The following is a 23,913-nucleotide window of genomic DNA, read 5'->3' as shown; positions in this document are numbered from 1 at the left end:
CTGCTTCTTTTGTTTAGATATTTTGAATAGATCATATTTTTCTTCAACAGCATCGATAGTCGATGTGGAGGTTTATTTGGAGGTCTGAAGTGCTTTTTTCACCATGTTGCGTCCGCTCGCTTTGGCTGTGTAGAGCGCTTGATCGGCCTGGAAAAGCAGCACATCTATGTTTTGCTGTTCACTTTGCGCTGCAACGCCGAAGCTTGCCGTAATCGAAATAGCCTGCTCTCCAGCCCAAAACGGCTCCTGTTCAATGCTCCAGCGTATTTCTTCGGCGACGGCAAAAGCGGATTCAAGCGAAACATCGAGAAGTGCAATGATGAATTCTTCTCCGCCATAACGGGCGATCAAGCCATGGCAGGGAACGTGCTGCCTGCTGATAGCGGCAACATGGCGGATCGCTTCATCTCCTGCCTGATGTCCGTAAGTATCATTTACACGTTTAAAGTGGTCAATATCAAACATGATCAAGGAAACAGACCGGTTTTCCTCAAGCCATTCCGCGCTTCGTTTCATAAAATAAGTACGGTTGTAAAGCTTTGTTAAACCATCTGTAAACGCCATTTTTTCAAGCGCATCCATCATATTTCGTTCTTTTGTTACATCACTGATGACGATGGTCTGACCGGCCATTTGTCCGTTGCGTTTAAATAAAGGAGAGGTATGAACAACAAAATGTGCCTGCTTTCCGCCACATTCCCACGTTCTTTCCAGCTTGTCAAAAGCAGCGCTTTCTGTTTTTTGAAGCGCCTCGATGAGTCTGTGTTCTTTTGAAACGGCTTCTAAGGGCTTGCCAATTGATGCGTTCGTAAGCCCGGTAACCACCCGGGCAGCAGACCGGTTAAAATCAACAACCAGACCTGCTGTATCCAGCACCAGGACACCATCACGTATATGTTCAAATACATGGTCCCGCGCAATAGGTGTGACAACCAGCATGTTGGAAGACAAAATCGCCAGCAGATAAAAAGCGGATGTTACACACATAACAGCAGGAACCAGATCGATACCATACGGGGTTAAGCCGATTAAATACAAGAAAGATGTCACCATTGGCAGTGAAAAGCCAAGTATCATTGTAGCCAGCTGAAACCGGTAAGCGGATTTTGCTTTTCTTCCATACCAGAGCAAAATAGAAATGCCGGCAAAAAGGCAGCCGAATGTATAACTTCCATGAATCACGTAGTAAGGTCCGGGCTGAATATCAGTCAGCAAGTATGAATCCACCGGATAAACAGAGATTGATTTATAAAACAAATGGTGCCAGTTGTTTGTAAAAACGAGAATTACCGTTGTAACAGGGATGCTAAAAAGAAACATCATTGTTTTCCGGGTGAGCCATTTATCAAATCCGGCAAACTGCATAGCTAAAACGAGATTAAACGGTGAAATAAAAGGAAGTCCAAGGTATTGAAAAGCAATGGTCCATTCTATTTCCTCGCGTGATGAAGCAATTAGCTCAAATGTATGGCCAAAAATGTAAATACAGGAAGTCACACATATCCATATAAAGGTTCGGCTTCCTAAAAAGCCCCGGCGACGTATATAAGCGAATATGCCTAATATAACGTTTAATGTACCAGAAACGGCCGTAACGACAACAATATCAAACAGCTCAATAGTCATAAAAATAGCCCCATTTTCATATAGTTGCTTTTATTATAATGGAAGGGCATCCCAATTGGTTTTTCTTTTTAAAAAACAAATTTTTTCACAAAAAAACAGATGCTCCTAAAAAGCATCTGTTTTGTGTTTTAGTTGTATGCATCTACATCAAGCATATTCAGCGGCCACCAGAAAAAGCCGTCCCGTTCAAGCAGTGCATCAGCCGCCTGAGGTCCTTTCGTGTTCGCTGCATAATTTGGAAACGGCGCTTTCTGCTCGCGCCACGCTTTAGAAATAACATCGACAAAGCTCCAGGAAAGAGATACCTCGTCCCAGTGTGTGAAGTTCGTTGAATCACCGCGCATCGCATCGTGAATCAGTTTTTCATATGCTTCAGGTGTATTCATAATATCAATGCCGCTGTTTGCATAGCTGAGTTTCACTGGCGTTGTATGCAATTGATGCCCGGCACGCTTTGCATTCAAATGAAGCGTAATGCCTTCTTCCGGCTGAATGTGGATCACCAGCAGGTTCGGCTCCAATTCCTGATCATCCGGACGATAATAAAGGTTCATTGGAATATCCTTGAACTGAACAACTATTTTAGTGGATTTCATCGGCATCCGTTTTCCGGTGCGGATATAAAACGGTACACCCGCCCAGCGGAAATTATCAAACATAATTTTTCCGGCCACATACGTTTCTGTATTCGACTCTGCGTCCACATTTAACTCCTGACGGTAACCGAGAAGCAGTTCACCTTCGTTTGGTCCATACTGTCCGCGTACAAAGTAATCATTTACTGTCTCTGGTGTCAGAGGACGCATAGAGCGGAAGGCCCGTACCTTTTCAAGGCGGATTTCCTCATCCTGCAGGCTGATTGGCGGCTCCATGGCAAGAAGAGCAACCATTTGCAGCATGTGGTTTTGAACCATATCTTTTAAAGCACCACTTGTTTCATAATAGCCGCCACGTTCTTCAACACCAAGCGTTTCACTGGATGTAATTTGAATATTTGAAATATATCGGTTATTCCATAGCGGTTCAAACAACGCATTGGCAAAGCGAATTGTTTCAATGTTCTGGACCATTTCTTTGCCGAGATAATGGTCGATGCGGTAGATATCTTTTTCGTCAAAGGATTGGCGAATTTGAGTATTAAGCTCCTGAGCTGAAGGAAGATCATGGCCAAACGGCTTTTCAATCACAAGACGTCCAAAACCTTCTGTATCTGTTAAACCATCTGCTTTTAAATGATCCGCGATCGTTCCGAAAAATTCCGGTGCCATGGCTAGATAGAAAAGGCGATTGCCGCCAAGAGAATAGGTTTGGTCAAGCTCGTTAGCGAGTATACGAAGTTCAGCGTATGATTCAGAATCCGACACATCGTGCGGCAAATAATAAAAGTGGGAAATAAACTCCTCGATCTGATCGTGAAGAGGAGTAGACTTCATAACCGATTCTTTAACATGCTCACGGAAAATTTGATTGTCCCACGGGCGACGTGCTGTCCCAATCACGGCAAAGCCCGAAGCTAAATGCCCTTTCCGGTAAAGACGGTAAAGAGACGGATATAATTTTCTTTTCGCTAAGTCTCCGGTTGCGCCGAACAAAATGGTCAGCGCTGGTGGTGTTTCGAATTGTTTCACGTTAGTAACCCCGCTTTTGAGTATTCATATTTATTCTATTGCATTTTTTCACAAAACACTGAAAGTGACAAGTATTTTTGTTTATGATACATATATGTGAAAAGAAGATAAACAAAGGAGTGTTTCTGATCGAACTTTTATTTCTTGGCACCGGAGCTGGTGTACCCGGAAAACGGCGTAATGTAACAGCCGTGGCCTTAAAAATGCTGAATGAGCGCGGTGCTGTCTGGCTCATTGACTGTGGAGAAGCCACGCAGCATCAAATTTTGCACACATCGCTTAAACCGCGCCGCATTGAAAAGATATTTATTACCCATTTGCATGGAGACCATATTTTTGGGCTGCCTGGCCTGCTTGGCAGCCGCTCATTTCAAGGCGGAACCGAACCTCTAACGGTATATGGACCAGCCGGGATACGGGCTTTTATCGAAACGGCTCTCCTGGTCAGTAACACTCATTTGCAGTACCCTCTTTTGATCGAAGAAATCGAGGAAGGGACTGTTTTTGAAGACAGCCACATACAGGTAACCACCGAAAAGCTTGATCATGGAATCCATTCGTACGGCTACCGATTTTCAGAAAAAGAAAAGCCAGGTGAACTGCTTGTCGAGAAACTGCGCGCAGACGGGATTCCGCCAGGCCCTGTTTACAAAAAAATAAAAGAAGGGCAGACGGTCACGCTTGCGGATGGACGTACAATTGACCCGGCTCCATATACAAGCAGCCCACAGCCAGGGAAAATTGTAACGGTTCTGGGAGATACACGACAGTGTGAAAGCGCCGTCCGGCTGGCCAAAAATGCAGACATGCTTGTTCATGAAGCGACTTTTGATGCGAAAAGTGAGAAAATGGCGCGTGACTATTTCCATTCCACAACCCGGCAGGCCGCCGAAACAGCTGTGCGGGCCAGGGCGAAAAAGTTATGCTTAACCCATATCAGCTCGCGCTATACAAAAGAGGAGGAGCATCAGCTCATAAAGGAAGCGTCCGAACTGTTTCCATCTGTTGTGATTGCCCATGATTTCATGGAAGTTCCGATTGATTAGCGGATATAAGCTTTTCCAAGCCGCTTGGATTGAACCGCTGCTTCTTTAACGCCGGCTTCAATAGCCTGCTTTGTGCGAAATTCATCGAATGTGCGAATAGCTGCTTCGGTTGTACCGCCAGGGCTTGTGATGGCCTTTCGGAGAGCAGCAGCCTGGCCGTCATGTTTGGAAAACATGGCTGCCGCGCCAAGCAGCGTTTGGATCAGCAGTTCTTTCGCTGTTTCATGGTCCAGGCCCAGGTCTTCGCCAGCCTGCTGAATAGCCTCTGCAACATAATAGAAGTAAGCAGGCCCGCTTCCGGAAACAGCTGTTACAGCATCCATTTGAGATTCATCTACAGTAATCGCAGTGCCAATGGCTGAAAACAGGTCGATCGCAGCAGCGTGCTGTACTTCTGTAACAAAGCGGTTTAAGGCAAGGGCTGTAGCCGACTTTCTTAAAGCTGCCGATGTGTTCGGCATAGAGCGGATAATGGCACACGGTTTGCCAAGCGTTTCTTCCATAAAATCAAGGCCGACACCGGCGAGTAAACTAATAATAACCGAATGTTCATGTATAAAAGGGCGGATACTTAAAAGGCCTGCTTCCGCATCTTTTGGCTTCATAGCAAGCACAATAATGTCTGCCTCCTGTACGGCAGTGCTCGTTTCATAGCCGGTTTGCACACCAAATTCTTCTGCAAGCTGCCGCAGGCGCGCATCATTCGCTTTGTTGGTTACATATGTATGTTCAGGCGTAAGCGCACCACTCCGCAGAGCTCCGGCGATAATGGCTTCTGCCATAGAGCCCGCGCCGATAAAAACTGCTTTCAATTTCATTCCCCCTATTGACTAAACATTTTGACTTTTCAAGTGATTATGCGGAATAATCAATCATCTGTCAAGAGGTGAAAAAGAAATGAATGACAGTTCACTAACGAAACGCTACACTGAACAAAGATAGGATGCATACTTTAGTCAGAATGAGGTGATACATAATGGTTGAACAGTATGAAGACATTATTAAAATTACCGTGCCGACGCCGTTTCCTATTGGCGACGTCAATACATATCTTGTAAAAGGCGACTGCTTAACGCTTATCGATGCAGGTGTTCGTACGGAGGAAGCGGAAGCAGCGTTTCGGGCAGGGATAAAAGAGGCCGGCTATCAGCTTTCAGATATTGAGCAGGTGGTTTTGACTCATCATCACCCTGACCACACTGGACTTCTTGATCATTTTAATGTGGACATATACGGCCATGAATATGCGAAAAACTGGCTTTCCTGCAATGAGCCGTTTATGCGCTGGCGGAATGTATTTTTTGGAACGCTTTTCAAGGAGTTTGGCATTCCGGTGGAAATGAAAGAGATGGCCGGCAATTTAGAAAAAACGCTTCGCTTCGGCTCAGAGCGGAGTCGGCTCAGCGGCTTTTTAAAAGAAGGAGATCGCGTGCCAGGCCTGCCGGATTTTCATGTTTTTGAAACTCCGGGCCATGCACAGAGCCACCTTGTTTTTTTCCGGGAAAAGGACGGGCTCCTTTTAGCGGGTGATCACATCCTAAAAACCGTTTCTTCCAATCCTTTAATTGAACCCCCTATGGAACCAGGGGATGAACGAAGCAAATCACTGCTTCAATATCAACAGTCACTAAAGAAAATGATGGATCTTGACATCAGCCGGGTAATGACGGGGCATGGAAATGACCTCACATCCATCGTGCCATTGCTTCATCGTCGCTTTGAGCGGCAGCACGAACGGGCGATGCTCGTTTTAGCGATGCTTCGCCGCCAGCCGATGACCGTATTTGAGTTATGCATCCGGCTGTTCCCGGAAGTGTACCAAAAAGAAACCGGCTTAACGCTGTCTGAAACAGTCGGACAGGTGGATTATTTGCTCGACCAGGGAAGTATTCGTATAGACCGGGTAGAAGATGGAGCGATTTACTACTATGGTGCATAATCATCAAAAAGTAGTCGTGATTACGGGCGCCTCGTCCGGGCTTGGAGCAGAGCTCGCAAAAAGGGCCGGTTCAAAGGGGTTTCATCTTGTTCTTCTTGCCAGGCGCCTTGACCGGTTAAAGGAGCTGCAGCAGGAGCTGCTCGACAAGGGCGCTTCTGTACGGGTGTTTGAGGCCGATGTTACGGATAGGCAAAGAATGGAACAGGTATTCGAGGAAATTGGCACTGTTGATGTGCTGATCAACAATGCCGGTGTTGGCTTTTTTACATGGGCCCATGAATCCAAGCCTGAAGAAACAAAGCAGATGATAGACGTAAATGTCAGCGGGCTTATCGGGTGTTGCGAGCAGGTCATTCCACAAATGATGGCACGCCGGAGCGGGCATATTATTAATATCGCCTCACAAGCTGGTAAAATGGCTACGCCAAAGTCTGCTGTTTATGCAGCCACAAAGCATGCCGTGCTAGGATACACAAACAGCCTGAGAATGGAAATGAGCCGCTTCGGTGTTTTTGTAACGGCCATTAATCCAGGTCCTATCGCGACACCATTTTTTAATCAGGCCGACCCGGAGGGCACGTACGTAAAAAACGCCGGCCGGTTTATGCTGAAGCCGGATAAAGTAGCCGAAAAAACGGTAGCGGTTATCGGCCGGCCGGTACGGGAAGTAAACCTGCCTCGCTGGATGGCCGCCGGAAGCCGGATTCATTCCTTGATTCCAAATACTGTTGAAAAGCTGGGCAGGAACGCTTTCTTCAAAAAATAAAAGGAGCCTAGTTCTGGCTCCTTTCAGACTGTAGACAAAGGATATGGGTGACCGTACACATGAATGAAATGGATCGGCGGCATCCAGGCAGCTTCGCTTTCCCTGGGGCAGGCGCTGAGCCCGACTGCTCACCGGTCTCAACTGCCCGCTCGTCCCATAGGAGTCTGCGCTGCCCTCCTGCCGCCAAGTGGCTTGCCCCAAGAATATATAAAGCTAAAAACGATATATTTTTCTTTTGAAAAAAGAGAAAATGTCTATCCAGTCCTTAGCTCATTGATCTTCAACACTACTTATCGGCTCTTTTTTTAAAAGCGAAAGACTTTGTCTGTACACTAGAAGGAGCCCATTTCTTCTTCTTTTTATGATGGGTATAAGTTGAACTCTTTTAAAAATTGATCAATGGCTTTTTCATACTCTTCCGGGTTTTCATTATAGGACTGAGCGTGTCCGCCATGCTCGGCCATAAACAGCTGTTTTGGACCCCTTTTTGCATGAAACAGTGCTTCTGTCATATCCGGCAGAATAAAATCGTCATCTTTGCTGTGGATGAAAAGAACCGGCTTTTCAATGGCTTGAACTGCTTCAAGGGGGGACAGCTCTGCCATTTTATAGCGGCCACGCAGCCAAACAGCCCACTCGGCAATAGTCATAAAAAAGGGAGGAGAAAAGCCAAGCTCCCGTTTCATTTGATGTCGCACCTGCTGGCGAAAATCTGAAAAGGGGCAGTCGGCTACATAAAAGGATGCTTTGTCTTCTACGGTGCCGGCATAAAGTAAAAGTGTCACGGCACCCATCGATTCCCCGTGAATACCAAAACGAATCCCTTCACCTTCCCGTCGAACCAGTTCATCTGTAATCGCTTTTAAATCGTGCTTTTCAAAATGCCCATAACTTGTAAGGGCTCCTTCTGATTCCCCGTGCCGGCGATGGTCAAAAAGAATCGCATTAAAGCCACGTTTTAAAAATAGATTCATATATTTAACAGAGTTAATTTTATGCTCCGTCACGCCGTGGCAAAAAATAACATACGGCTGACCAGGGCGGGGTGTAATAAAAACACTTTTTAGCCGGGTCCCGTCCATAGAAGTGACCCATACATCTTCTTTCGGAAGCTGCTCGTAAAGTTCGGCATCGAACCGGCCGGCTTTTGTTTCACGTTCTGCAACCGCTTGTTCCGCTTTTTTGGCAATATGCAATATCCGCTGCGACAAATAAAGACCTGTTCCTGCTACAGCCAGTGCTGCCGAAGCACTGGCGACAATTCCGTTTTTCAAAGCCGATGCGCGTCGTAGTCGGCTGTTTTTGAGATATCTTGTATCCATTTATATTCTTCCTCCGTCAGCGGGGCTTCTTGTACCGCGCGGGCATTTTCTTTTAACTGTTCCACTGAGCTTGCTCCAGCCACAACCGTAGCAGCAGCCGGGTGTCCCAGTACATAACGGAAAGCGAGCCCGTTTAAAGTACGTCCTTCTGGCAGGCTGCTTTCAATTGTTGACAGCGTTCTTTCAAGCTCTGGCTCCTTGTACCAGCTAAGCCCTTTTTTGGATGCTTTAGCAAGCCTAATACGCCAGTGGCTGCTCAGGAGCCCAAACGCTATCGGGCCGCGCGCAGCGACAGTGACGCCATTCTCTGTTAAAATAGGAAGCGCCTGCACTTCAGGGCGGCGGTCTAATATACTGTACTGCATCATGACATTTGAAAGATTCGATCTTTTTACATATTCATTAATTACTGTCGGACGAATAGAGGAAATACCGTAAGCGCGGATAAAGCCTTCCGCTTTTAATTCCTCAAACGCTTCGATCGTCTCATCAATTGGATCTTCAAGAGTGCCGCCGTGCAGCTGATACAAATCAATATAGTCAATACCGAGCCGTTTTAAACTTTGCTTGGCTGCTTCTTTTATGTACGCCTTTGAGGCATCCCATGTCCAGCTGTCCTTTGAATCGGTCCAGCGGTTGCCTGCTTTTGTTGCGATCACGACCTCGTCGCGAACCGCGCGCAGTGTTTTGCCGACAAGCTGTTCGTTGACGCCAAAGTCGTATAAATCAGCAGTATCAAAATACGTGATGCCTTCGTCGAAAGCCGTTTTTAAAAGTGTTTCTGCCTGCTTTTCCTCAATGCCGATAGACATGCATCCAAGACCAAGCTCGCTCGCGTAAAGTCCAGATTTTCCAATTTCGCGTTTATTCAATTTGCAACACCTTCCTTTTTTGTACAGTGTATCATATGGAAGAAAAAAATAGAAAAGAGGGGCATGTATGCACAAATTTGAAGAAAAAACAATGAAAACAGAATCGATCTTCGACGGTAAAGTCATTCAAGTACGAGTTGATGACGTCCTGCTGCCAGACGGGAAGCGGTCAAAACGAGAGTTGATTAAGCATCCCGGAGCGGTTTGTGTGATTGCGATTACAGATGAAAAGAAAATTATTTTAGTAGAACAGTACCGTAAAGCGCTGGAGCGTCCGCTTGTAGAAGTGCCGGCCGGGAAACTAGAGCCGGGAGAAGAGCCTTCCTTCTGTGCGGAGCGGGAATTGGAGGAAGAAACAGGATATCGTCCGGGCAGCATCAAACATATTCAATCGTTTTACACATCGCCTGGATTCGCGGATGAACTCGTTCATGTATTTTTAGCGGAGAAGCTTCAAAAGGTTGAGGGCGGACTTGTAGCAGATGAAGATGAGTTTGTAGACCTGCTCGAAGTCACGCTGGAAGAAGCAGAGGAACTGGCGAAAACCGAACGTATTTTTGATGCTAAAACACTTTGGGCTCTGCAATATATCCGTTTAAACAGCCTGGCATAATAAGGAGCCCCCTCTCATATAGTGCGAAAAGAGAGGGGGCCTCCATCTATGTGGACTGCCATCATCGAACACATTCAAAAAAGAGCGGCACTATATTTGTTTACAGCAGTACTGTTTATGACAGGAACAGCCTTTGGCGCCATTACGGTGAACAGCATGGAGCCAGTGCAGAAATCAGAGCTGTATACGTATGTAAAAGAGTTTTTCGGGCAGTCTTCATCCGGAACCGTTGCGAACCCAACTGATCTTTTCCTAGAAAGTTTAATTTATAACTTGAAATTTACGGGTGCGATGTGGATCGCCGGCATTTCGATTATCGGGCTGCCGCTTATTTTTATTCTTCTTTTTATTAAAGGAGCTGTAACCGGTTTTTCTGTCGGCTTTCTTATTCAGCAAATGAAATGGGACGGGCTATTTTTGTCGTTACTGTCTATTTTGCCGCAAAATCTTATTTTGATTCCGGTTTTTCTGTTTACAGCTGTGATGTCGGCATCCTGTTCCATTCGTCTGGTCAAAAAAATTACAAGCCGGCAGACGATGCCGCTCCCGGTAACGAAAAGCTTTTTTACGTATCTGGGGTATGCTGCAGCGGGGGCTGCCGCTATTTTGCTTGCTTCTTTAACGGAGGCGTTTATTTCAAGCCAGTTTATGAATATTCTCGTAAATAAATTCTTTTGATTCATTGGCGGCTTTTGTTATAATAAGGAGTACATCGGCGAGGGAGGGAACAAATATGGAAAGCCGGATTGACCGAATAAAAAAACAGCTGCATGCGGCAAGCTACAAATTAACACCGCAGCGCGAAGCTACTGTGCGTGTTCTTCTTGAGCATGAAGAGGATCACTTAAGTGCTGAAGACGTGTACCTCCTCGTTAAAGAAAAAGCTCCTGAAATTGGGTTGGCCACAGTCTACAGAACGCTTGAATTATTAAATGAACTTAAAGTAGTTGATAAAATAAATTTTGGCGATGGTGTCTCCCGCTATGATCTTCGCCAGGAGGGTGCTGCGCATTTTCATCATCACCTTGTTTGCATTGAATGCGGCGCGGTGGATGAAATTCAAGAAGATTTGCTTGATGATGTGGAAGCGATTGTGGAAAGCAGATGGAATTTTAAAATTAAAGACCATCGGCTAACTTTTCATGGGATTTGCAGCAGATGCCACTCGAAACAACCAGAAGATGAACAGGAAGACTTGGAAAAGCAGCATGTAGAATAAAACCTTTCGATTCGGGTCGAAAGGTTTTTTTATCATGAAGGAGGCGGGCGGATGAACGAGCATGTAAATGATTTTCTCCATTTTTCCCTTGTAGAAAAGGGACTTTCTGACAATACGATTTCAGCATACCGGCGTGATCTTCGCCATTACACAGAATACATAGAAAAAGTAGAACAGGTGAACATATCAGATGTCAGCCGTCTGCATATTATGCACTTTTTGGAGCAGCTGCGTAATCAGGGAAAATCATCAAAGACGATTGCCCGGCATATTTCAACAATCCGCTCGTTCCATCATTTTTTAATTCAAGACCGGATTAGTACACATGACCCCACTCATCACATTGAAACACCAAAAGCCGGCCGTACGCTTCCGAAGGTATTAAATATGGATGAAACAGAAGCGCTCCTTGCTGCACCGGATACGAAAACGCCGCTTGGCATGCGGGACAAAGCAATGATTGAGCTGATGTATGCGTCAGGACTCCGGGTGAGTGAGTTAACGGCCCTTAATAAAGAGGACGTCCATTTAACCATGGGATTTGTCCGCTGTACCGGAAAAGGCGGCAAAGAAAGAATTATCCCGGCAGGCAGTCATGCGCTGAATGCCATCGAACGATACTTACAGGATGGACGTCCGAAGCTTGTTTCTGCAAAGCGGCGCGATGAAGCACTGTTTTTAAATCATTACGGGCAGCGGCTGACGCGGCAGGGATTTTGGAAGGTCATTAAAGCGCTGGCGAAAAAAGCGACAATAGAAAAAGAACTAACGCCGCATACGATTCGTCACTCGTTTGCGACGCATCTGCTTGAAAATGGAGCTGATCTTCGGGCCGTGCAGGAAATGCTGGGTCATGCAGACATATCAACCACTCAAATTTATACACATGTCACAAAAACAAGATTAAAAGATGTATACAGTCAATTTCATCCACGCGCCTAAAAAAGTGGGCGCGTTTTGTTTTTTAGGAAGGAATGGATTATACTAGAAATGAGAAGTCAGACTTCTGACAATTAAGAAAGAGGGCATGATTTGTCAGGCAATCTGGGTACAAATAAAACTGAAGGTTATGTAGAAGGGAGAATCGGCCAGATGGACCACCCATTTAAACGGATTCACTTAATTGTTCTCGACTCAGTAGGCATTGGAGAAGCGCCTGATGCTTCTGCTTTCGGAGACGAAGGTGCTGATACACTTGGGCATATTGCCGAAAAAATGAACGGGCTTAACATGCCAAATATGGCTGCGCTTGGCTTATCAAATATAAAAGATATTTTAGGGATTCCGAAAGCGGAAAAACCAGCTGCTTTTTGGACGAAAATGCAGGAAGCATCTAACGGGAAAGATACAATGACAGGTCACTGGGAGATTATGGGTCTTCGTATCGATACTCCTTTCCAGGTGTTTCCGGATGGTTTTCCTGCTTCACTGATTAATGAATTAGAAGAAAAATCAGGGCGCGAAATTATTGGAAACAAGCCGGCCAGCGGTACCGAAATTTTAGATGAGCTTGGAGAAGAGCATATGAAGACCGGAGCTCTGATCGTTTATACATCAGCAGATTCCGTTTTGCAAATTGCTGCTCATGAGGATATCGTACCGCTTGATGAGCTGTATCGTATCTGTGAAACAGCCCGTGAAATGACCAAAACCGGTGATTATATGGTCGGTCGTGTGATTGCCCGCCCATTTGTCGGGGAGCCAGGGCAGTTTAAGCGAACAGCTAACCGGCATGACTACGCGCTAAAACCGTTTGGGCGTACTGTCATGAATGAATTAAAGGATGCAGGATTTGACGTGATCGCGGTAGGGAAAATCTCAGACATTTATGACGGGGAAGGCGTGACCGAAGCGATTCGGACTGCATCGAATATGGATGGAATGGATAAGTTTATCCAAACAGCCGAAAAAGATTTTACCGGGTTATCTTTTTTAAACCTGGTTGACTTTGACGCTCTTTTCGGCCATCGCCGGGATCCGGAGGGCTACGGAAGAGCACTGGAAGAATTTGATGCACGGCTACCAGAGCTTATGGAAAAACTGACTGAACAGGATTTGCTGATCCTAACAGCGGATCACGGTAATGATCCTGCCCATCACGGCACAGACCATACGCGTGAATTCGTGCCGCTTCTCGTTTATTCAAAAGCGTTTGCTGAAGGCAAAGAACTGCCTCTTCGCCAAACGTTTGCAGATGTCGGGGCCTCGGTTGCAGACAACTTTAACGTGAAAGCGCCAGAGCATGGAAATAGTTTTATGGGGGAATTAAAATGAACATTCAACATATTAAAGAAGCGGCACAATTTTTAAAAGAAAAGCTGAACGAAACACCAGAAATCGGACTGATCCTGGGATCGGGCCTTGGTGTATTAGCGGATGAAGTAGAAAATGCTGTTTCAATTCCATACGAAACCATTCCGCACTTTCCCGTTTCTACAGTAGAGGGACATGCCGGGGAGCTTGTTATTGGAACCCTGTCCGGCAAAACAGTCGCCGCGATGAAAGGCCGCTTTCACTATTACGAAGGCTATACATTTCAGGAAGTCACCTTTCCAGTTCGAGTGATGAAAGCACTTGGCATCGAAACAATTATCGTAACAAACGCAGCGGGTGGCGTAAATGAATCGTTCCAGCCTGGTGATTTGATGCTCATTTCGGATCATTTAAACTTAATGGGCGGGAATCCGCTGATCGGTAAAAACGAACCGGATCTTGGCGTGCGTTTTCCTGATATGTCTATTGCTTACAGCCGTGAGCTGCGGGCACTGGCGAAAGAAGCTGCGGAGCGAATCGGCTTGAAAGTACAGGAGGGCGTTTACGCGGCTAATACAGGCCCCGTTTATGAAACGCCGGCAGAAGTGCGCATGGCACGTGTACTTGGCGCCGATGCAGTTGGTATGTCCACTGTGCCAGAGGTGATTGCAGCCCGTCACAGCAGCATGAATGTACTCGGTATTTCTTGTATTTCCAACATGGCAGCCGGTATTTTGGACCAGCCGCTTGCACATGACGAAGTCATTGAAACAACAGAAAAGGTACGGGCGGAATTTCTTGCTTACGTGAAAGAGATTGTTCAATCTTTGTAAAGGTGTGATAGATGAATGAGGATGGTAGACGTAATTCATAAAAAGCGTAACGGCGAGACACTGACAGACGAGGAAATTCAATTTTTTGTTCAAGGCTATACACGAGGTGATATTCCGGATTATCAGGCATCCGCTTTTATGATGGCAATTTATTTTCAAGGTATGACACCTCAGGAAACAGCTGTTTTAACAAAAGCGATGGTCGATTCTGGAGAGACAATCGATTTGTCCGGCATCAAAGGACATAAAGTTGACAAGCATTCAACAGGCGGAGTCGGCGATAAAGTGACGTTTATTGTCGGACCGCTTGTGGCCTCGGCCGGTGTTCCTGTTGCAAAAATGTCCGGCCGCGGTCTCGGTCATACGGGAGGGACGCTTGATAAGCTTGAAGCGATCAAGGGCCTTCAAATTGAAATGTCTAAAGAGCAGTTTATCGACAATGTAAATAAACATAAGCTTGCAGTTGCCGGTCAGACGGGGAATCTCGCTCCAGCTGATAAAAAGCTGTATGCACTGCGTGATGTAACCGCAACGGTTGAAGCGATCCCGCTTATTGCCGGTTCGATTATGAGTAAAAAGCTTGCCTCTGGTGCAGACAGTATTGTATTAGATGTGAAAACGGGCTCCGGCGCATTTATGAAAACGCTTGAAGATTCAGAAGCGCTGGCAAAAGAAATGGTTGCGATCGGCAACAATCTTGGCCGTAAAACGGTGGCGATTATCAGCGATATGAACCAGCCGCTCGGGTTTGAAGTCGGCAATGCTAATGAAATCAAAGAAGCGGCGGCGATTTTGCAGGGAGAAAACGTAGAGGATCTGCGGACTCTCTCGCTTGAGATTGCTGCTCATATGACCGTTCTTGCCGGCGCGTTCAGCCATTATGATGAAGCACGCGCCGCGCTTGAGGCGAACCTCGAAAACGGTAAAGCGTTTGAAGCGTTTCGCCAGTTTGTTATTGCCCAGGGCGGCGATGTGGGGATGATTGATGATCCTGCGACGCTTCCGCAGGCTGCTTTTCACATTGATGTAGAAGCGGATGAGGCAGGCTTCGTAGCTGAAATTGATGCGGAATCAATTGGGGTAGCCGCTATGTATTTAGGGGCAGGCCGTGCAACGAAAGAAGACAAAATCAATCATGCGGTCGGCATTACCTTAAAGAAAAAAATTGGAGATTCGGTTAAAAAAGGAGAAGTGCTTGTTACCCTTCACGCCGATACCGAGTCGCCAAAAGACTCGATAGAAAAAGTAAAGCAGGCATACCATTTCTCAAGTACGCAGGTAGAACGGCCAACGCTTATTCATAAAGTGATCAGGGACTGACAAATGTCAGCTCCCTTCTGTTGAAATATAATGTTGTTCAGCTAAATCATCTTCGAAATCGGACTGTTTATGGACATTTTCGCTCTAGCTTGATCCCTTATGTGTAACCGCTCTTAGCCGAAGCATAGAAAGGGCGGCATTCGCGAGGCTCCGCTTTCTAAGGGGGCAGGCGGTGAGATCGTCTCCGCCTCTGCTGTTAGCGGAGCCGCCAGTCTGCAGCCCACTGACGCTATTTTTCAAAAGGGAAGGCTTTTGGGCAAGCTAAAAAAGAAACAGACCACATAAACTTTTTGAAAACCAAATTTCTTCTTGACTTCTTTGTTTTTCAACACTAGGGACTGACAAATATCAGTCCTTTTTTTTGTCGAAAATCGGGAGCTTTTTTCTAGTTTTGGCAAAGGGGAGGAAAACGGCTCTTCAAGGAAGAATGTAACGTATCAGCATGTAAAGGAGGAATGACAATGGTGACCATGAAAGCAGAAGCGAAAGGAAAGGTTCTCATTATTCGGTTAACAGGAGAACTCGATCACTATTATTCCGAGCAGGTAAAGGAATTTACGGAGCAGCAGATAGACAAGAATCAAACGCAGCATCTGGTCTGGAATTTATCGGGTCTGCCTTTCATGGATAGTTCGGGCCTAGGGGTGATTCTAGGGCGCTATCGTCAGGTAAATGAAATGGGCGGGAGTGTAACGGTTTGTGGATTAAATACACAGGTGAAACGCCTGTTTCAGCTTTCAGGGCTGTTTAAAATTATGTATGTAGATCAAACAGAAGAAGAAGCACTGGAGAGATTGGAGGAATCTTCATGCAAAACACAATGACGATCTCATTTAACGCACTTGGAGAAAATGAAGCATTTTCGCGAGTAGCGGTTGCTTCGTTTGCAGCCAAGCTCAATCCTACCGTAGACGATTTAGCCGAATTAAAAACAGCTGTTTCAGAAGCAGTAACCAATGCCATCATTCACGGATATGACAGTAATCCAGCGGGAATTGTTTATATTAGCGCCACCATTGAGGATGGAGAAATTGACGTGATTATCCGCGACGAAGGGCGTGGGATCGGAAATATCGAAGAAGCGAAAGAGCCTCTTTTCACAACAAAACCGGAAATGGAAAGAGCCGGTATGGGATTTACAATTATGGAGCATTTTACTGACTTTTTGGAGGTTGAGTCCAGCACTTCTGCAGGCACGGTTGTTCGCTTTAAAAAACGGCTGGCGGGAAAGCGTGTTAACTGTGTATAAGGAAAGAGCGGATGTCCAATGAAGCAGGCCGTGCAGTTATCCGATGGCGAAGTTAAAGAGCTGATCCGACAAAGTCAGGCGGGCGATGTAGATGCACGCAATAAACTGGTGGAGTGGAATACACGGCTCGTCTGGTCAGTGGTGCATCGATTTTTAAATCGTGGTCATGAGTCAGAAGATTTATTTCAAATCGGCTGTATTGGTTTAATTAAATGTATTGATAAATTTGACCTTTCTTATAACGTCAAATTTTCCACGTACGCGGTGCCGATGATTATCGGTGAAATCCAGCGGTTTTTGCGTGATGATGGGGAAGTAAAGGTAAGCAGGCGCTTAAAGGAAACGGCAGGAAAAATGAGGCGCGAGCGGGAAACGTTTATTGCAGAAAGCGGCCGCCCTCCGACTGTACAGGAGCTGGCCGGAAAGCTTGGCATATCGATGGAGGAAGCTATGATGGCCCAGGAATCCTCACGGCGTCCGGCGTCTATTCACGAAACCGTTTATGAAAATGAAGGAGAGCCTATTACACTGCTTGATCAGCTTGCGGCACCAGAAGCCAAGTGGTTTGAGTCACTGGTCGTAAAAGAAGCGGTTGAAAAACTGCCAGAGCGCGAACAGCTGATTGTATTTCTCCGGTTTTTCAAAGATTGTACGCAGTCAGAAACGGCAAGCAGGCTTGGAATTTCGCAAGTTCAAGTCTCAAGGCTTGAAAAGCAGATTATTAAAAGCCTGCGGTCAGATATGAATAAAACATAGTCAGCACGGGGAAACTTCGTAAAAAGCGGAGGTGCTTGCTATGAGTCAAATCGTATACATCACCTTAAAGCGCCATGTTCGCCTCGACGAACGGCGCATTTCTTTTTTTGATGTGGCCGAAGCGGAAGTGGACGAGGACGCAAAACCCATCTTAGAGAAGCTCATCGTGAAAACAGCGAAGCCATCTTCAGGCAACGTGGTGATTGTAACGATTTTGGATGTGATTAAAGCGTTAAAAACCGTTTTTCCAGACGCACAAACAGTGATCACCGGTGAAACCGAAACGATTGTCAGTCTTCAGCCGGTCAGTGTACGGGCTCCACTGTGGAAAATAGCTTTTGTGTGGATTGTGCTGTTTACAGGGGCTGCCCTGACGATTATGAATTTTCACGAGGATGTATCCATGCAGAAAGTGCATGCGCTTTTATACGAAAAAATAACAGGTATTAAAAATGAAAACCCGCTTATCCTGCAAATCCCTTATTCGATAGGGCTTGGGCTTGGTATGATTTTATTTTTTAATCGGCTCTGGCAAAAAAGGCTCAATGAAGAGCCGGGACCGCTTGATTTAGAAATGTTCAAGTACGAGGAAGATATCAATGCGTATCTGGCAGCCAACGAAAAGGAAAAGCCTTAGCATGATGACGCTTTTTGTCGTGTTTTTAGGGCTATCAGGCGGATTGGCTACAGGTGCCGGATATGTGGCGTTTATTTCAGTCCTGGGCGTGATCCCTAGACTGATGTCAGCTACGAAAACACAGCCGTATATTCACCTGTATGAGCTTTCGCTAGTGCTTGGTGTACTGACTGGAACACTTCTGCATATTTTTAATACGCATTTTCACTGGCCATCTGTTACAACTGCTTTTATCGGTTTATTCAGCGGCTTGTTTATCGGCATGGGCGCGGCTGCCCTGACAGAAGTACTGAATGTGTTTCCAATACTGGCCAGACGAGTAGGTGTTTTCACAGAGATTAACATGCTGATGATGGCGGTTGCGCTCGGCAAAATAACCGGCTCACTCATTCAATGGATTTTTTTTTCACCGATGTAAAAGGGAGGCAGCAAGATGAACATCATGACGCCAGAAAAATTGGATGCGTATTTAACAAAAGAAGCGGGAATCGGCAAAAGCTTTGACACTGGTGTAAGACGGCTGACAGTTGCCGGAGAGCCGCTTCACATTTACTTTATTAATGGGCTTTGTGAAACCAGATTTATTATTGAAATCATGGAATCCTTTCTTCCGCTTGAAAAGACAGAAGGGAAAACACCTGCCACTCTTGTGAAGGAACACCTTGTTCATCAGGCAGTCGAGGAAGTGGCGGATCCTTCAAAACTGCCGGCCGCTGTGATGTCCGGGCTTATCGTTATTGCTGTACCGGGAACAGCTTTTATTGTCGACGTAAGAAGTTACCCGGGGCGGCAGCCGGCTGAGCCGGATACAGAAAAAGTGGTACGCGGATCCCGCGACGGCTTTGTTGAAAATATTATTGTCAATACAGCTTTAACGCGCAGAAGAATCCGTGACGGACGGCTTCGTTTTGAGATCATGAGAGCAGGCAGTGTTTCGCAAATGGACCTTGCTGTCGGCTATATGGACGGAGTAGCTTCTCAAGAGCTGGTCGAACGAATCAAAAAAGAAATCTCTTCTATTAAAACGGCCGGTCTTCCAATGGCAGATAAAACCGTAGAAGAATTTTTAATTAAACAGCACTACAATCCCTATCCGCTTGTTCGGTACACAGAGCGTGCGGATATTGCCGCTGCCCATTTAATCGAAGGGCATGTTCTTCTTTATACCGATACATCACCAGCAGTCATGATTATGCCGGCTACTTTCCTGCAGCATATGCAGCACGCAGAAGAATACAGACAGCTTCCGGCAGCCGGTACATTTATCCGCCTGCTTCGCTTTGTCGGTTTATGGATGTCCATCTTTTTGCTGCCGCTCTGGTATTTGTTTGCCGCTTATCCTGACATGCTTCCCCAATCACTCGCATTTATCGGTCCCCGTGAAGAAACAGAAATTCCGCTTGCTGTGCAAATTTTCATCGCCGATCTCGGCATCGAGTGGCTGCGCGTCGCGGCTATTCATACACCACAGCCGCTTTCGACCGCTATGGGACTTGTCGCTGCTGTATTAATCGGGCAAATGGCGATTGATACGGGGCTTTTTGTGCCGGAAGTGATTTTATATACTGCTCTTGCTGCGATCGGTACTTTTTCGACGCCAAGTTATGAATTAGGACTCGCCAATAAACTTACACGCCTGTTTATACTGGCGGGAACCGCGCTGTTTGGCCCGGTCGGATTTGTCATATCCATTATGCTTGTATTTTTATATCTCGTTCGTTTAAAGCCATTTGGCGCGCCCTATCTGTGGCCGCTTATTCCCTTTGATGCATCGTCGCTTTGGACCATCTTAATTAGAAGACAGGCGCCTGAGCAAACGGGTATCCCCCAAATCAACCGAACCAAGTCTTCCTGACCGGCAATATTTCGTATATTGAGCAGGGGGTAAATGTATGATATAGTACATTTATTCTCATGCCGGTTAAACGGCATAAAGACAATAGAACGGGGCGATAATACACATGCACACATATGGGACAGCAGCTGTGAACGACCGCGGACATTTAGAGATTGGCGGCGTGGACGTAGTAGAAGCAGCCGCTCAATTTGGCACGCCGCTTTATTTATATGACGTGGCACTTATCCGTGAGCGCGCGAGAGGATTTAAACAAACATTTGATCAATTAGGGGTTACGGCACAAGTAGCGTATGCAAGCAAAGCTTTTGCATCGGTAGCGATGATGCAGCTGGCTGAGCAGGAAGGACTTTCTCTGGATGTTGTATCAGGCGGAGAATTGTATACAGCTCAAAAAGCCGGCTTTCCTGTAGAGCGGATCCATTTTCATGGAAATAACAAAAGCCGTGAAGAAATTGAAATGGCTTTTGAAGCAAAAATTGGCTGTATCGTGGTTGACAACTTCCATGAATTGAAGCTTATCAGTGAGATCAGTGAAGCACGCGGTCAGGTAATGGATATTTTGCTTCGCATTACACCGGGTATTGAAGCTCATACACATGATTACATTTTAACGGGTCAGGAAGATTCGAAATTTGGATTTGATTTAAATAATGGGCAAGCAGAAAGAGCGCTGGAGCAAGCAAGAGAACAAACATTTGTCCGTGTGCTCGGCCTTCATTGTCATATTGGATCGCAGATTTTTGAAACAACCGGCTTTGTTTTAGCTGCTGAGAAAATTATCGGAAAATTGGCTGATTGGCACCATCGCCTAGGCTTTGAAGCAAAAGTGCTGAACCTGGGCGGGGGCTTTGGTATCCGCTATACAGCGGAAGATGATCCGCTTAAGCCTGCCGCTTATGTCGAAGAAATCATCAGCAAAGTACAAAGTGAAACGAAAAAATACGGCATGAGCATGCCTGAAATTTGGATTGAACCGGGACGTTCTCTTGTCGGAGACGCGGGTGTGACCATTTATGAAACAGGTTCCGTGAAGGATGTGCCAAATGTGCGTAAATATTTGGCTGTAGACGGCGGCATGAGTGACAACATCCGTCCTGCTTTGTATGAAGCAAAATACGAAGCGGTGCTCGCAAATCGGGTAAATGACCCAGTTGAAGAAACGGTTTCGATTGCCGGAAAATGCTGTGAATCAGGCGACATGCTCATCTGGGACCTGCCGCTTCCAAAAGCACAGGCAGGAGATTTGCTTGCGATGTTCTGCACAGGGGCATATGGCTATTCTATGGCGAATAACTACAACCGCATTCCGCGCCCGCCCGTTGTTTTTGCGGAAAATGGTGAAGCCAGACTAGTCATACGCCGTGAAACATTTGATGATTTAGTGAAGCTGGACTTGCCGCTCGGGCTGCCGCAGACAAACTGATTGGGCCATCAAAATGAAAAATAATGTTCTTCTGCTTATACTGCTTACTTTATTTGCACTGGTATGGGGACTGTACTACTGGTTTTTCATTGTACAATAACATCGCCTCTTGCGGACGAGCTCTAGATTTAGTAAGATAATGTACGTGGCGATATCAAGCAGGTAAATCCTGCTAATTGAAGAGGGATTTTAAATGCTGATTCGATATAAAAAATCGTTTAAAAAAATTGCAATGGGCTTACTTTCCTATATGCCTCGTGAAAAAGAGCTTCGGACGCTGACTGAAACGATGGAGAGTTATGAAGCAGACGACAACAAACAGTTGTTTCTTTGGAGAGAAGACGAGGACATTGTAGGGGTAATAGGGGTAGCCCTCAGCGATACAAGAGCTGAAATATTGCACATTGCAGTCAATCCATCTTTCCGCGATGAAGGAATTGGAACGGAAATGCTGATTGCTGTAACAAAATTATTTTCGGACCGGACTGTTGCGCCCACTGAAGCAACGAACCGATTTTTTGAAAAGTGTACGAAAGAAAGCCGGTAAAGGACGATTATCTCGTCACCTTACCGGCTTTTTTTAATGCGATGGCCGCCGTGCGGGCTTCTAGTACATCCGTGCGGTCGCGCAATTTGTGTTTGTTGATTAAAAATTGTTCATCGGATTCCGGCTGAAAAGCAGCAGCAAACTGCTCAAATTCATTTTGAAGCTGTGGATCGGCAATCGGGATCTCGATGGGCTCAAAAGGAACACCGGCTTCTACATCATCTGCCGCCTGCTCAATCAGGAGAAGAAAGCGCTCTGCATCAATGCCAAGCTCCCTGAGGGCTTCCTGGCGGCGGATAAAGCAGGTGATTGATTTTTGGGCCATACGGATGGCGCCGCCTTTGTTTCCGCGCCGATAATGATAAAGGAAAACAGCACTCTGGATAAGGCCAACCCAGACGGAATCACGCGCGCCATCTGTTTTTTTCCAGTATTCTTCTAGCAGCTCGTGGCATTCAAAATAATCACGGTCGATATGAAAATGTGCCAAAAAAGCAAGGTAAGGCACTGGATATGAATACATTTGGTTTCCCCCAGTTCAAGTGGTTGAATTGAAGGTAAGCGTATCATGATTTAATTTTTTTCTCAATAGCGGCCGTTTGGATGCCTTGATGACCGGCGACAGGGAACAGAATATGAAAAATGCAAGAAGTACAGGAGAGCAACCAATGGAATATAAAGTGAAAATTGATTCTTTTGAAGGGCCGCTTGATTTACTGCTTCACTTGATTGGGCAGCTTGAAATTGATATATACGACATTCCTGTATCGGAAATCACCAATCAATACCTGCTATACGTGAATACGATGCAGCAGCTCGAGCTTGATGTAGCGAGTGAATATTTGGTGATGGCCGCCACATTAATTGCGATGAAAAGCCGTTCGCTTCTTCCGGATCATTCGGAGGAAGAAGAAGATTTTGTGGAAGAGGAAGATCCAAGAGAGGAATTGGCCCGCCGGTTAATGGAATATAAAAAATATAAAGAAGCGGCCGGCCGGCTGCACGAGCTTGAAGAAGAACGAACCAAGCTTTTTTCAAGGCCTCCTGCTGATCAGCTTTTTGGGTCCAATGAAGAAGGGCCGCTCAATGTATCGCTTTTTGATATGCTCGGCGCTTTTCAAAAAATGACCCGTCGGAAAAAGCTGGCTGTTCCGCCAAGGGCTACCGTTCGGCGGGAAGAGCTTTCCGTAGAAAAAAGAATGAATCTGTTAAAAGAAAAGCTGCGGCTGTCCAAAGAGCCGATTCGGTTTGACGACTTGTTTGATTCTCACGAACGGGACGAGCTTGTGGTGAGTTTTTTAGCCATTTTAGAATTAATGAAGCAAAATGAAATTGTTGTTTCACAAAAAGGAAATTTTGCCGATCTGTATGTAGCGGCTGGAGGAAACCAAACATGAAACATGAAAGCATTATTGAAAGCTTGCTGTTCGCGGCTGGTGATGAAGGGCTCACTGCCGGGCAAATCGCTGAAGTAATGGAACTGACTGTGCAAGAGGTTCAACACATTCTTCAGTCGATGGAAAGAACATTTAAACAGGACGAAATGAGAGGAACGGTCGTTACCTCGTTCGGTGATGAGTACCGCATGATGACAAAAGGGGAAAATGCAGCTTTTATTCAAAGGCTCGCCGAAAAACCATCTCCAAAAACGCTTTCTCAGGCAGCGCTGGAAACACTGGCTATTATTGCTTACAATCAGCCGGTGACACGTATTGAAGTAGAAGAAATTCGAGGGGTTAAAACAGAGCGTCCGATTGCCACTTTGTGCGCACGGGGGCTGATTGAGGAAGCGGGCCGCGCGGATGCCCCCGGCCGGCCTATTTTGTATGCGACGACAAATGAATTTTTAGATGCCTTCCAGCTTAAAAGTATCACCGATTTACCACCGCTTGAAGAAAGCGATGGAGCGATGCAGCAGGAAGCCGACTTGTTTTTCGGCCGATTTGAAGAAGCCCTTGAGGATTAGTCATGCTCGTCTTTCTTTTTTCATATAGTAATGAAAAAAG

27 protein-coding genes are annotated in these 23,913 nt (G+C 46.0%); 21 read left to right on the top strand and 6 right to left on the bottom strand.

All coding sequences use genetic code 11. The features are described from left to right. Positions 1–72: 72 nt before the first annotated feature. Both VP97_RS06020 and zwf read right to left on the bottom strand, forming a co-directional pair. Positions 73–1,626 (bottom strand): histidine kinase N-terminal 7TM domain-containing diguanylate cyclase, encoded by a 1,554-nt coding sequence (locus VP97_RS06020; protein WP_050180784.1) that lies wholly within the window; start codon positions 1,624–1,626, stop codon positions 73–75. A gap of 128 nt (positions 1,627–1,754) precedes the next feature. Next, positions 1,755–3,254, bottom strand: a complete 1,500-nt coding sequence (gene zwf / locus VP97_RS06015) for a glucose-6-phosphate dehydrogenase (protein WP_050180783.1) — start codon at positions 3,252–3,254, stop codon at positions 1,755–1,757. A 128-nt stretch (positions 3,255–3,382) separates the two neighbouring features. Between zwf and rnz the strand changes: the two genes are divergently transcribed. Further along, positions 3,383–4,300, top strand: coding sequence for a ribonuclease Z (rnz, locus tag VP97_RS06010; RefSeq protein WP_050180994.1), 918 nt, complete (start codon positions 3,383–3,385; stop codon positions 4,298–4,300). Here the strand turns inward: rnz and proC are convergent. Continuing rightward, positions 4,297–5,118 (bottom strand): pyrroline-5-carboxylate reductase, encoded by an 822-nt coding sequence (gene proC / locus VP97_RS06005; protein ID WP_050180782.1) that lies wholly within the window; start codon positions 5,116–5,118, stop codon positions 4,297–4,299. The two genes, rnz and proC, sit on opposite strands and share 4 nt — an antisense overlap. A 158-nt stretch (positions 5,119–5,276) precedes the next feature. Here proC and VP97_RS06000 point away from each other — a divergent pair, with 158 nt between their 5' ends. The 3 genes from VP97_RS06000 (at position 5,277) to VP97_RS23740 (ending at position 7,314) form a co-directional block, all read left to right on the top strand. Beyond that, on the top strand, positions 5,277–6,239 hold the full coding sequence (locus tag VP97_RS06000; protein ID WP_050180781.1) for an MBL fold metallo-hydrolase: 963 nt from the start codon (positions 5,277–5,279) through the stop codon (positions 6,237–6,239). Beyond that, positions 6,229–7,005, top strand: a complete 777-nt coding sequence (locus VP97_RS05995; RefSeq protein WP_050180780.1) for an SDR family NAD(P)-dependent oxidoreductase — start codon at positions 6,229–6,231, stop codon at positions 7,003–7,005. Before VP97_RS06000 ends, VP97_RS05995 begins: the two co-directional genes overlap by 11 nt. A gap of 63 nt (positions 7,006–7,068) precedes the next feature. Continuing rightward, positions 7,069–7,314, top strand: coding sequence for a hypothetical protein (locus VP97_RS23740; RefSeq protein WP_156153428.1), 246 nt, complete (start codon positions 7,069–7,071; stop codon positions 7,312–7,314). Positions 7,315–7,364: 50 nt separating this feature from the next. Here VP97_RS23740 and VP97_RS05990 read toward each other — a convergent pair whose 3' ends face one another. After that, the gene (locus tag VP97_RS05990) at positions 7,365–8,327 is read right to left on the bottom strand and encodes an alpha/beta hydrolase (RefSeq protein ID WP_082220248.1); all 963 of its coding nucleotides are present in this window, start codon (positions 8,325–8,327) and stop codon (positions 7,365–7,367) included. Then, entirely contained in the window at positions 8,276–9,199 is a 924-nt protein-coding gene (locus VP97_RS05985) for an aldo/keto reductase (RefSeq protein WP_050180779.1), read from the bottom strand. The genes VP97_RS05990 and VP97_RS05985 overlap by 52 nt, the downstream gene beginning before the upstream one ends. Before the next feature lie 67 nt (positions 9,200–9,266). Here VP97_RS05985 and VP97_RS05980 point away from each other — a divergent pair, with 67 nt between their 5' ends. From VP97_RS05980 to VP97_RS05910, 15 genes are all read left to right on the top strand, one after another. Continuing rightward, positions 9,267–9,812: an NUDIX hydrolase gene (locus tag VP97_RS05980; protein WP_050180778.1), complete on the top strand. Its 546-nt coding sequence runs from the start codon at positions 9,267–9,269 to the stop codon at positions 9,810–9,812. Positions 9,813–9,860: 48 nt separating this feature from the next. Continuing rightward, positions 9,861–10,490, top strand: coding sequence for a stage II sporulation protein M (gene spoIIM / locus VP97_RS05975; RefSeq protein ID WP_050180777.1), 630 nt, complete (start codon positions 9,861–9,863; stop codon positions 10,488–10,490). Positions 10,491–10,545: 55 nt separating this feature from the next. Then, positions 10,546–11,031: a ferric iron uptake transcriptional regulator gene (fur, locus tag VP97_RS05970; RefSeq protein ID WP_050180776.1), complete on the top strand. Its 486-nt coding sequence runs from the start codon at positions 10,546–10,548 to the stop codon at positions 11,029–11,031. 51 nt (positions 11,032–11,082) lie between these two features. After that, positions 11,083–11,973: a site-specific tyrosine recombinase XerD gene (gene xerD, locus VP97_RS05965; protein WP_050180775.1), complete on the top strand. Its 891-nt coding sequence runs from the start codon at positions 11,083–11,085 to the stop codon at positions 11,971–11,973. 150 nt (positions 11,974–12,123) lie between these two features. Continuing rightward, the gene (deoB, locus tag VP97_RS05960) at positions 12,124–13,305 is read left to right on the top strand and encodes a phosphopentomutase (RefSeq protein WP_050180992.1); all 1,182 of its coding nucleotides are present in this window, start codon (positions 12,124–12,126) and stop codon (positions 13,303–13,305) included. Further along, positions 13,302–14,117 (top strand): purine-nucleoside phosphorylase, encoded by an 816-nt coding sequence (locus VP97_RS05955; RefSeq protein ID WP_050180774.1) that lies wholly within the window; start codon positions 13,302–13,304, stop codon positions 14,115–14,117. The genes deoB and VP97_RS05955 overlap by 4 nt, the downstream gene beginning before the upstream one ends. Positions 14,118–14,132: 15 nt before the next feature. Beyond that, positions 14,133–15,437 (top strand): pyrimidine-nucleoside phosphorylase, encoded by a 1,305-nt coding sequence (locus tag VP97_RS05950; protein WP_050180773.1) that lies wholly within the window; start codon positions 14,133–14,135, stop codon positions 15,435–15,437. A 461-nt stretch (positions 15,438–15,898) separates the two neighbouring features. Further along, positions 15,899–16,261 (top strand): anti-sigma F factor antagonist, encoded by a 363-nt coding sequence (gene spoIIAA / locus VP97_RS05945; RefSeq protein ID WP_050180772.1) that lies wholly within the window; start codon positions 15,899–15,901, stop codon positions 16,259–16,261. Next, on the top strand, positions 16,246–16,686 hold the full coding sequence (gene spoIIAB, locus VP97_RS05940) for an anti-sigma F factor (protein ID WP_050180771.1): 441 nt from the start codon (positions 16,246–16,248) through the stop codon (positions 16,684–16,686). Before spoIIAA ends, spoIIAB begins: the two co-directional genes overlap by 16 nt. A gap of 18 nt (positions 16,687–16,704) precedes the next feature. Then, positions 16,705–17,442, top strand: a complete 738-nt coding sequence (gene sigF / locus VP97_RS05935; protein ID WP_050180770.1) for an RNA polymerase sporulation sigma factor SigF — start codon at positions 16,705–16,707, stop codon at positions 17,440–17,442. A 40-nt stretch (positions 17,443–17,482) separates the two neighbouring features. After that, on the top strand, positions 17,483–18,079 hold the full coding sequence (locus tag VP97_RS24700) for a stage V sporulation protein AA (protein WP_050180769.1): 597 nt from the start codon (positions 17,483–17,485) through the stop codon (positions 18,077–18,079). Continuing rightward, positions 18,042–18,497, top strand: a complete 456-nt coding sequence (locus tag VP97_RS23735; RefSeq protein ID WP_245629846.1) for a stage V sporulation protein AB — start codon at positions 18,042–18,044, stop codon at positions 18,495–18,497. The genes VP97_RS24700 and VP97_RS23735 overlap by 38 nt, the downstream gene beginning before the upstream one ends. A gap of 15 nt (positions 18,498–18,512) precedes the next feature. Continuing rightward, positions 18,513–19,934 (top strand): spore germination protein, encoded by a 1,422-nt coding sequence (locus VP97_RS05920; protein WP_245629845.1) that lies wholly within the window; start codon positions 18,513–18,515, stop codon positions 19,932–19,934. Between the two features lie 106 nt (positions 19,935–20,040). Continuing rightward, positions 20,041–21,360: a diaminopimelate decarboxylase gene (lysA, locus tag VP97_RS05915; RefSeq protein WP_050180767.1), complete on the top strand. Its 1,320-nt coding sequence runs from the start codon at positions 20,041–20,043 to the stop codon at positions 21,358–21,360. A 193-nt stretch (positions 21,361–21,553) separates the two neighbouring features. Further along, complete coding sequence (locus tag VP97_RS05910; protein WP_050180766.1) at positions 21,554–21,907, top strand: GNAT family N-acetyltransferase; 354 nt, start codon at positions 21,554–21,556, stop codon at positions 21,905–21,907. Between the two features lie 7 nt (positions 21,908–21,914). Here the strand turns inward: VP97_RS05910 and VP97_RS05905 are convergent, their stop codons facing one another. After that, positions 21,915–22,430 (bottom strand): DUF309 domain-containing protein, encoded by a 516-nt coding sequence (locus VP97_RS05905; RefSeq protein ID WP_050180765.1) that lies wholly within the window; start codon positions 22,428–22,430, stop codon positions 21,915–21,917. Between the two features lie 145 nt (positions 22,431–22,575). Here VP97_RS05905 and VP97_RS05900 point away from each other — a divergent pair, with 145 nt between their 5' ends. Together VP97_RS05900 and scpB are read left to right on the top strand one after the other, a co-directional pair. Then, positions 22,576–23,304, top strand: coding sequence for a segregation/condensation protein A (locus VP97_RS05900; RefSeq protein ID WP_050180764.1), 729 nt, complete (start codon positions 22,576–22,578; stop codon positions 23,302–23,304). Continuing rightward, positions 23,301–23,873 (top strand): SMC-Scp complex subunit ScpB, encoded by a 573-nt coding sequence (scpB, locus tag VP97_RS05895; RefSeq protein WP_050180763.1) that lies wholly within the window; start codon positions 23,301–23,303, stop codon positions 23,871–23,873. The genes VP97_RS05900 and scpB overlap by 4 nt, the downstream gene beginning before the upstream one ends. The last annotated feature ends 40 nt before the right edge of the window (positions 23,874–23,913 follow it).

Origin of the sequence: Domibacillus robiginosus, from assembly GCF_000966195.1 — a bacterium.
In the GTDB taxonomy this organism is placed as follows: domain Bacteria; phylum Bacillota; class Bacilli; order Bacillales; family Domibacillaceae; genus Domibacillus; species Domibacillus robiginosus.
The sequence above is the reverse complement of the archived record's forward strand: the minus strand, read 5'-3'. Positions and strand labels throughout refer to the sequence as shown.

What these genes read in the sequence shown, in the direction of transcription:
- VP97_RS05990 (WP_082220248.1), bottom strand. Translation starts at nt 8,327, where the DNA reads ATGGATACAAGATATCTCAAAAACAGCCGACTACGACGCGCATCGGCT.
- proC (WP_050180782.1), bottom strand. Translation starts at nt 5,118, where the DNA reads ATGAAATTGAAAGCAGTTTTTATCGGCGCGGGCTCTATGGCAGAAGCC.
- spoIIAB (WP_050180771.1), top strand. Translation starts at nt 16,246, where the DNA reads ATGCAAAACACAATGACGATCTCATTTAACGCACTTGGAGAAAATGAA.
- VP97_RS05910 (WP_050180766.1), top strand. Translation starts at nt 21,554, where the DNA reads ATGCTGATTCGATATAAAAAATCGTTTAAAAAAATTGCAATGGGCTTA.
- spoIIM (WP_050180777.1), top strand. Translation starts at nt 9,861, where the DNA reads ATGTGGACTGCCATCATCGAACACATTCAAAAAAGAGCGGCACTATAT.
- VP97_RS23735 (WP_245629846.1), top strand. Translation starts at nt 18,042, where the DNA reads ATGCGTATCTGGCAGCCAACGAAAAGGAAAAGCCTTAGCATGATGACG.
- VP97_RS05905 (WP_050180765.1), bottom strand. Translation starts at nt 22,430, where the DNA reads ATGTATTCATATCCAGTGCCTTACCTTGCTTTTTTGGCACATTTTCAT.
- VP97_RS05920 (WP_245629845.1), top strand. Translation starts at nt 18,513, where the DNA reads ATGAACATCATGACGCCAGAAAAATTGGATGCGTATTTAACAAAAGAA.
- VP97_RS06020 (WP_050180784.1), bottom strand. Translation starts at nt 1,626, where the DNA reads ATGACTATTGAGCTGTTTGATATTGTTGTCGTTACGGCCGTTTCTGGT.
- VP97_RS05980 (WP_050180778.1), top strand. Translation starts at nt 9,267, where the DNA reads ATGCACAAATTTGAAGAAAAAACAATGAAAACAGAATCGATCTTCGAC.
- VP97_RS05955 (WP_050180774.1), top strand. Translation starts at nt 13,302, where the DNA reads ATGAACATTCAACATATTAAAGAAGCGGCACAATTTTTAAAAGAAAAG.
- VP97_RS05995 (WP_050180780.1), top strand. Translation starts at nt 6,229, where the DNA reads ATGGTGCATAATCATCAAAAAGTAGTCGTGATTACGGGCGCCTCGTCC.
- deoB (WP_050180992.1), top strand. Translation starts at nt 12,124, where the DNA reads ATGGACCACCCATTTAAACGGATTCACTTAATTGTTCTCGACTCAGTA.
- fur (WP_050180776.1), top strand. Translation starts at nt 10,546, where the DNA reads ATGGAAAGCCGGATTGACCGAATAAAAAAACAGCTGCATGCGGCAAGC.
- lysA (WP_050180767.1), top strand. Translation starts at nt 20,041, where the DNA reads ATGCACACATATGGGACAGCAGCTGTGAACGACCGCGGACATTTAGAG.
- VP97_RS24700 (WP_050180769.1), top strand. Translation starts at nt 17,483, where the DNA reads ATGAGTCAAATCGTATACATCACCTTAAAGCGCCATGTTCGCCTCGAC.
- VP97_RS06000 (WP_050180781.1), top strand. Translation starts at nt 5,277, where the DNA reads ATGGTTGAACAGTATGAAGACATTATTAAAATTACCGTGCCGACGCCG.
- VP97_RS23740 (WP_156153428.1), top strand. Translation starts at nt 7,069, where the DNA reads ATGAAATGGATCGGCGGCATCCAGGCAGCTTCGCTTTCCCTGGGGCAG.
- sigF (WP_050180770.1), top strand. Translation starts at nt 16,705, where the DNA reads ATGAAGCAGGCCGTGCAGTTATCCGATGGCGAAGTTAAAGAGCTGATC.
- VP97_RS05900 (WP_050180764.1), top strand. Translation starts at nt 22,576, where the DNA reads ATGGAATATAAAGTGAAAATTGATTCTTTTGAAGGGCCGCTTGATTTA.
- xerD (WP_050180775.1), top strand. Translation starts at nt 11,083, where the DNA reads ATGAACGAGCATGTAAATGATTTTCTCCATTTTTCCCTTGTAGAAAAG.
- spoIIAA (WP_050180772.1), top strand. Translation starts at nt 15,899, where the DNA reads ATGGTGACCATGAAAGCAGAAGCGAAAGGAAAGGTTCTCATTATTCGG.
- VP97_RS05950 (WP_050180773.1), top strand. Translation starts at nt 14,133, where the DNA reads ATGAGGATGGTAGACGTAATTCATAAAAAGCGTAACGGCGAGACACTG.
- scpB (WP_050180763.1), top strand. Translation starts at nt 23,301, where the DNA reads ATGAAACATGAAAGCATTATTGAAAGCTTGCTGTTCGCGGCTGGTGAT.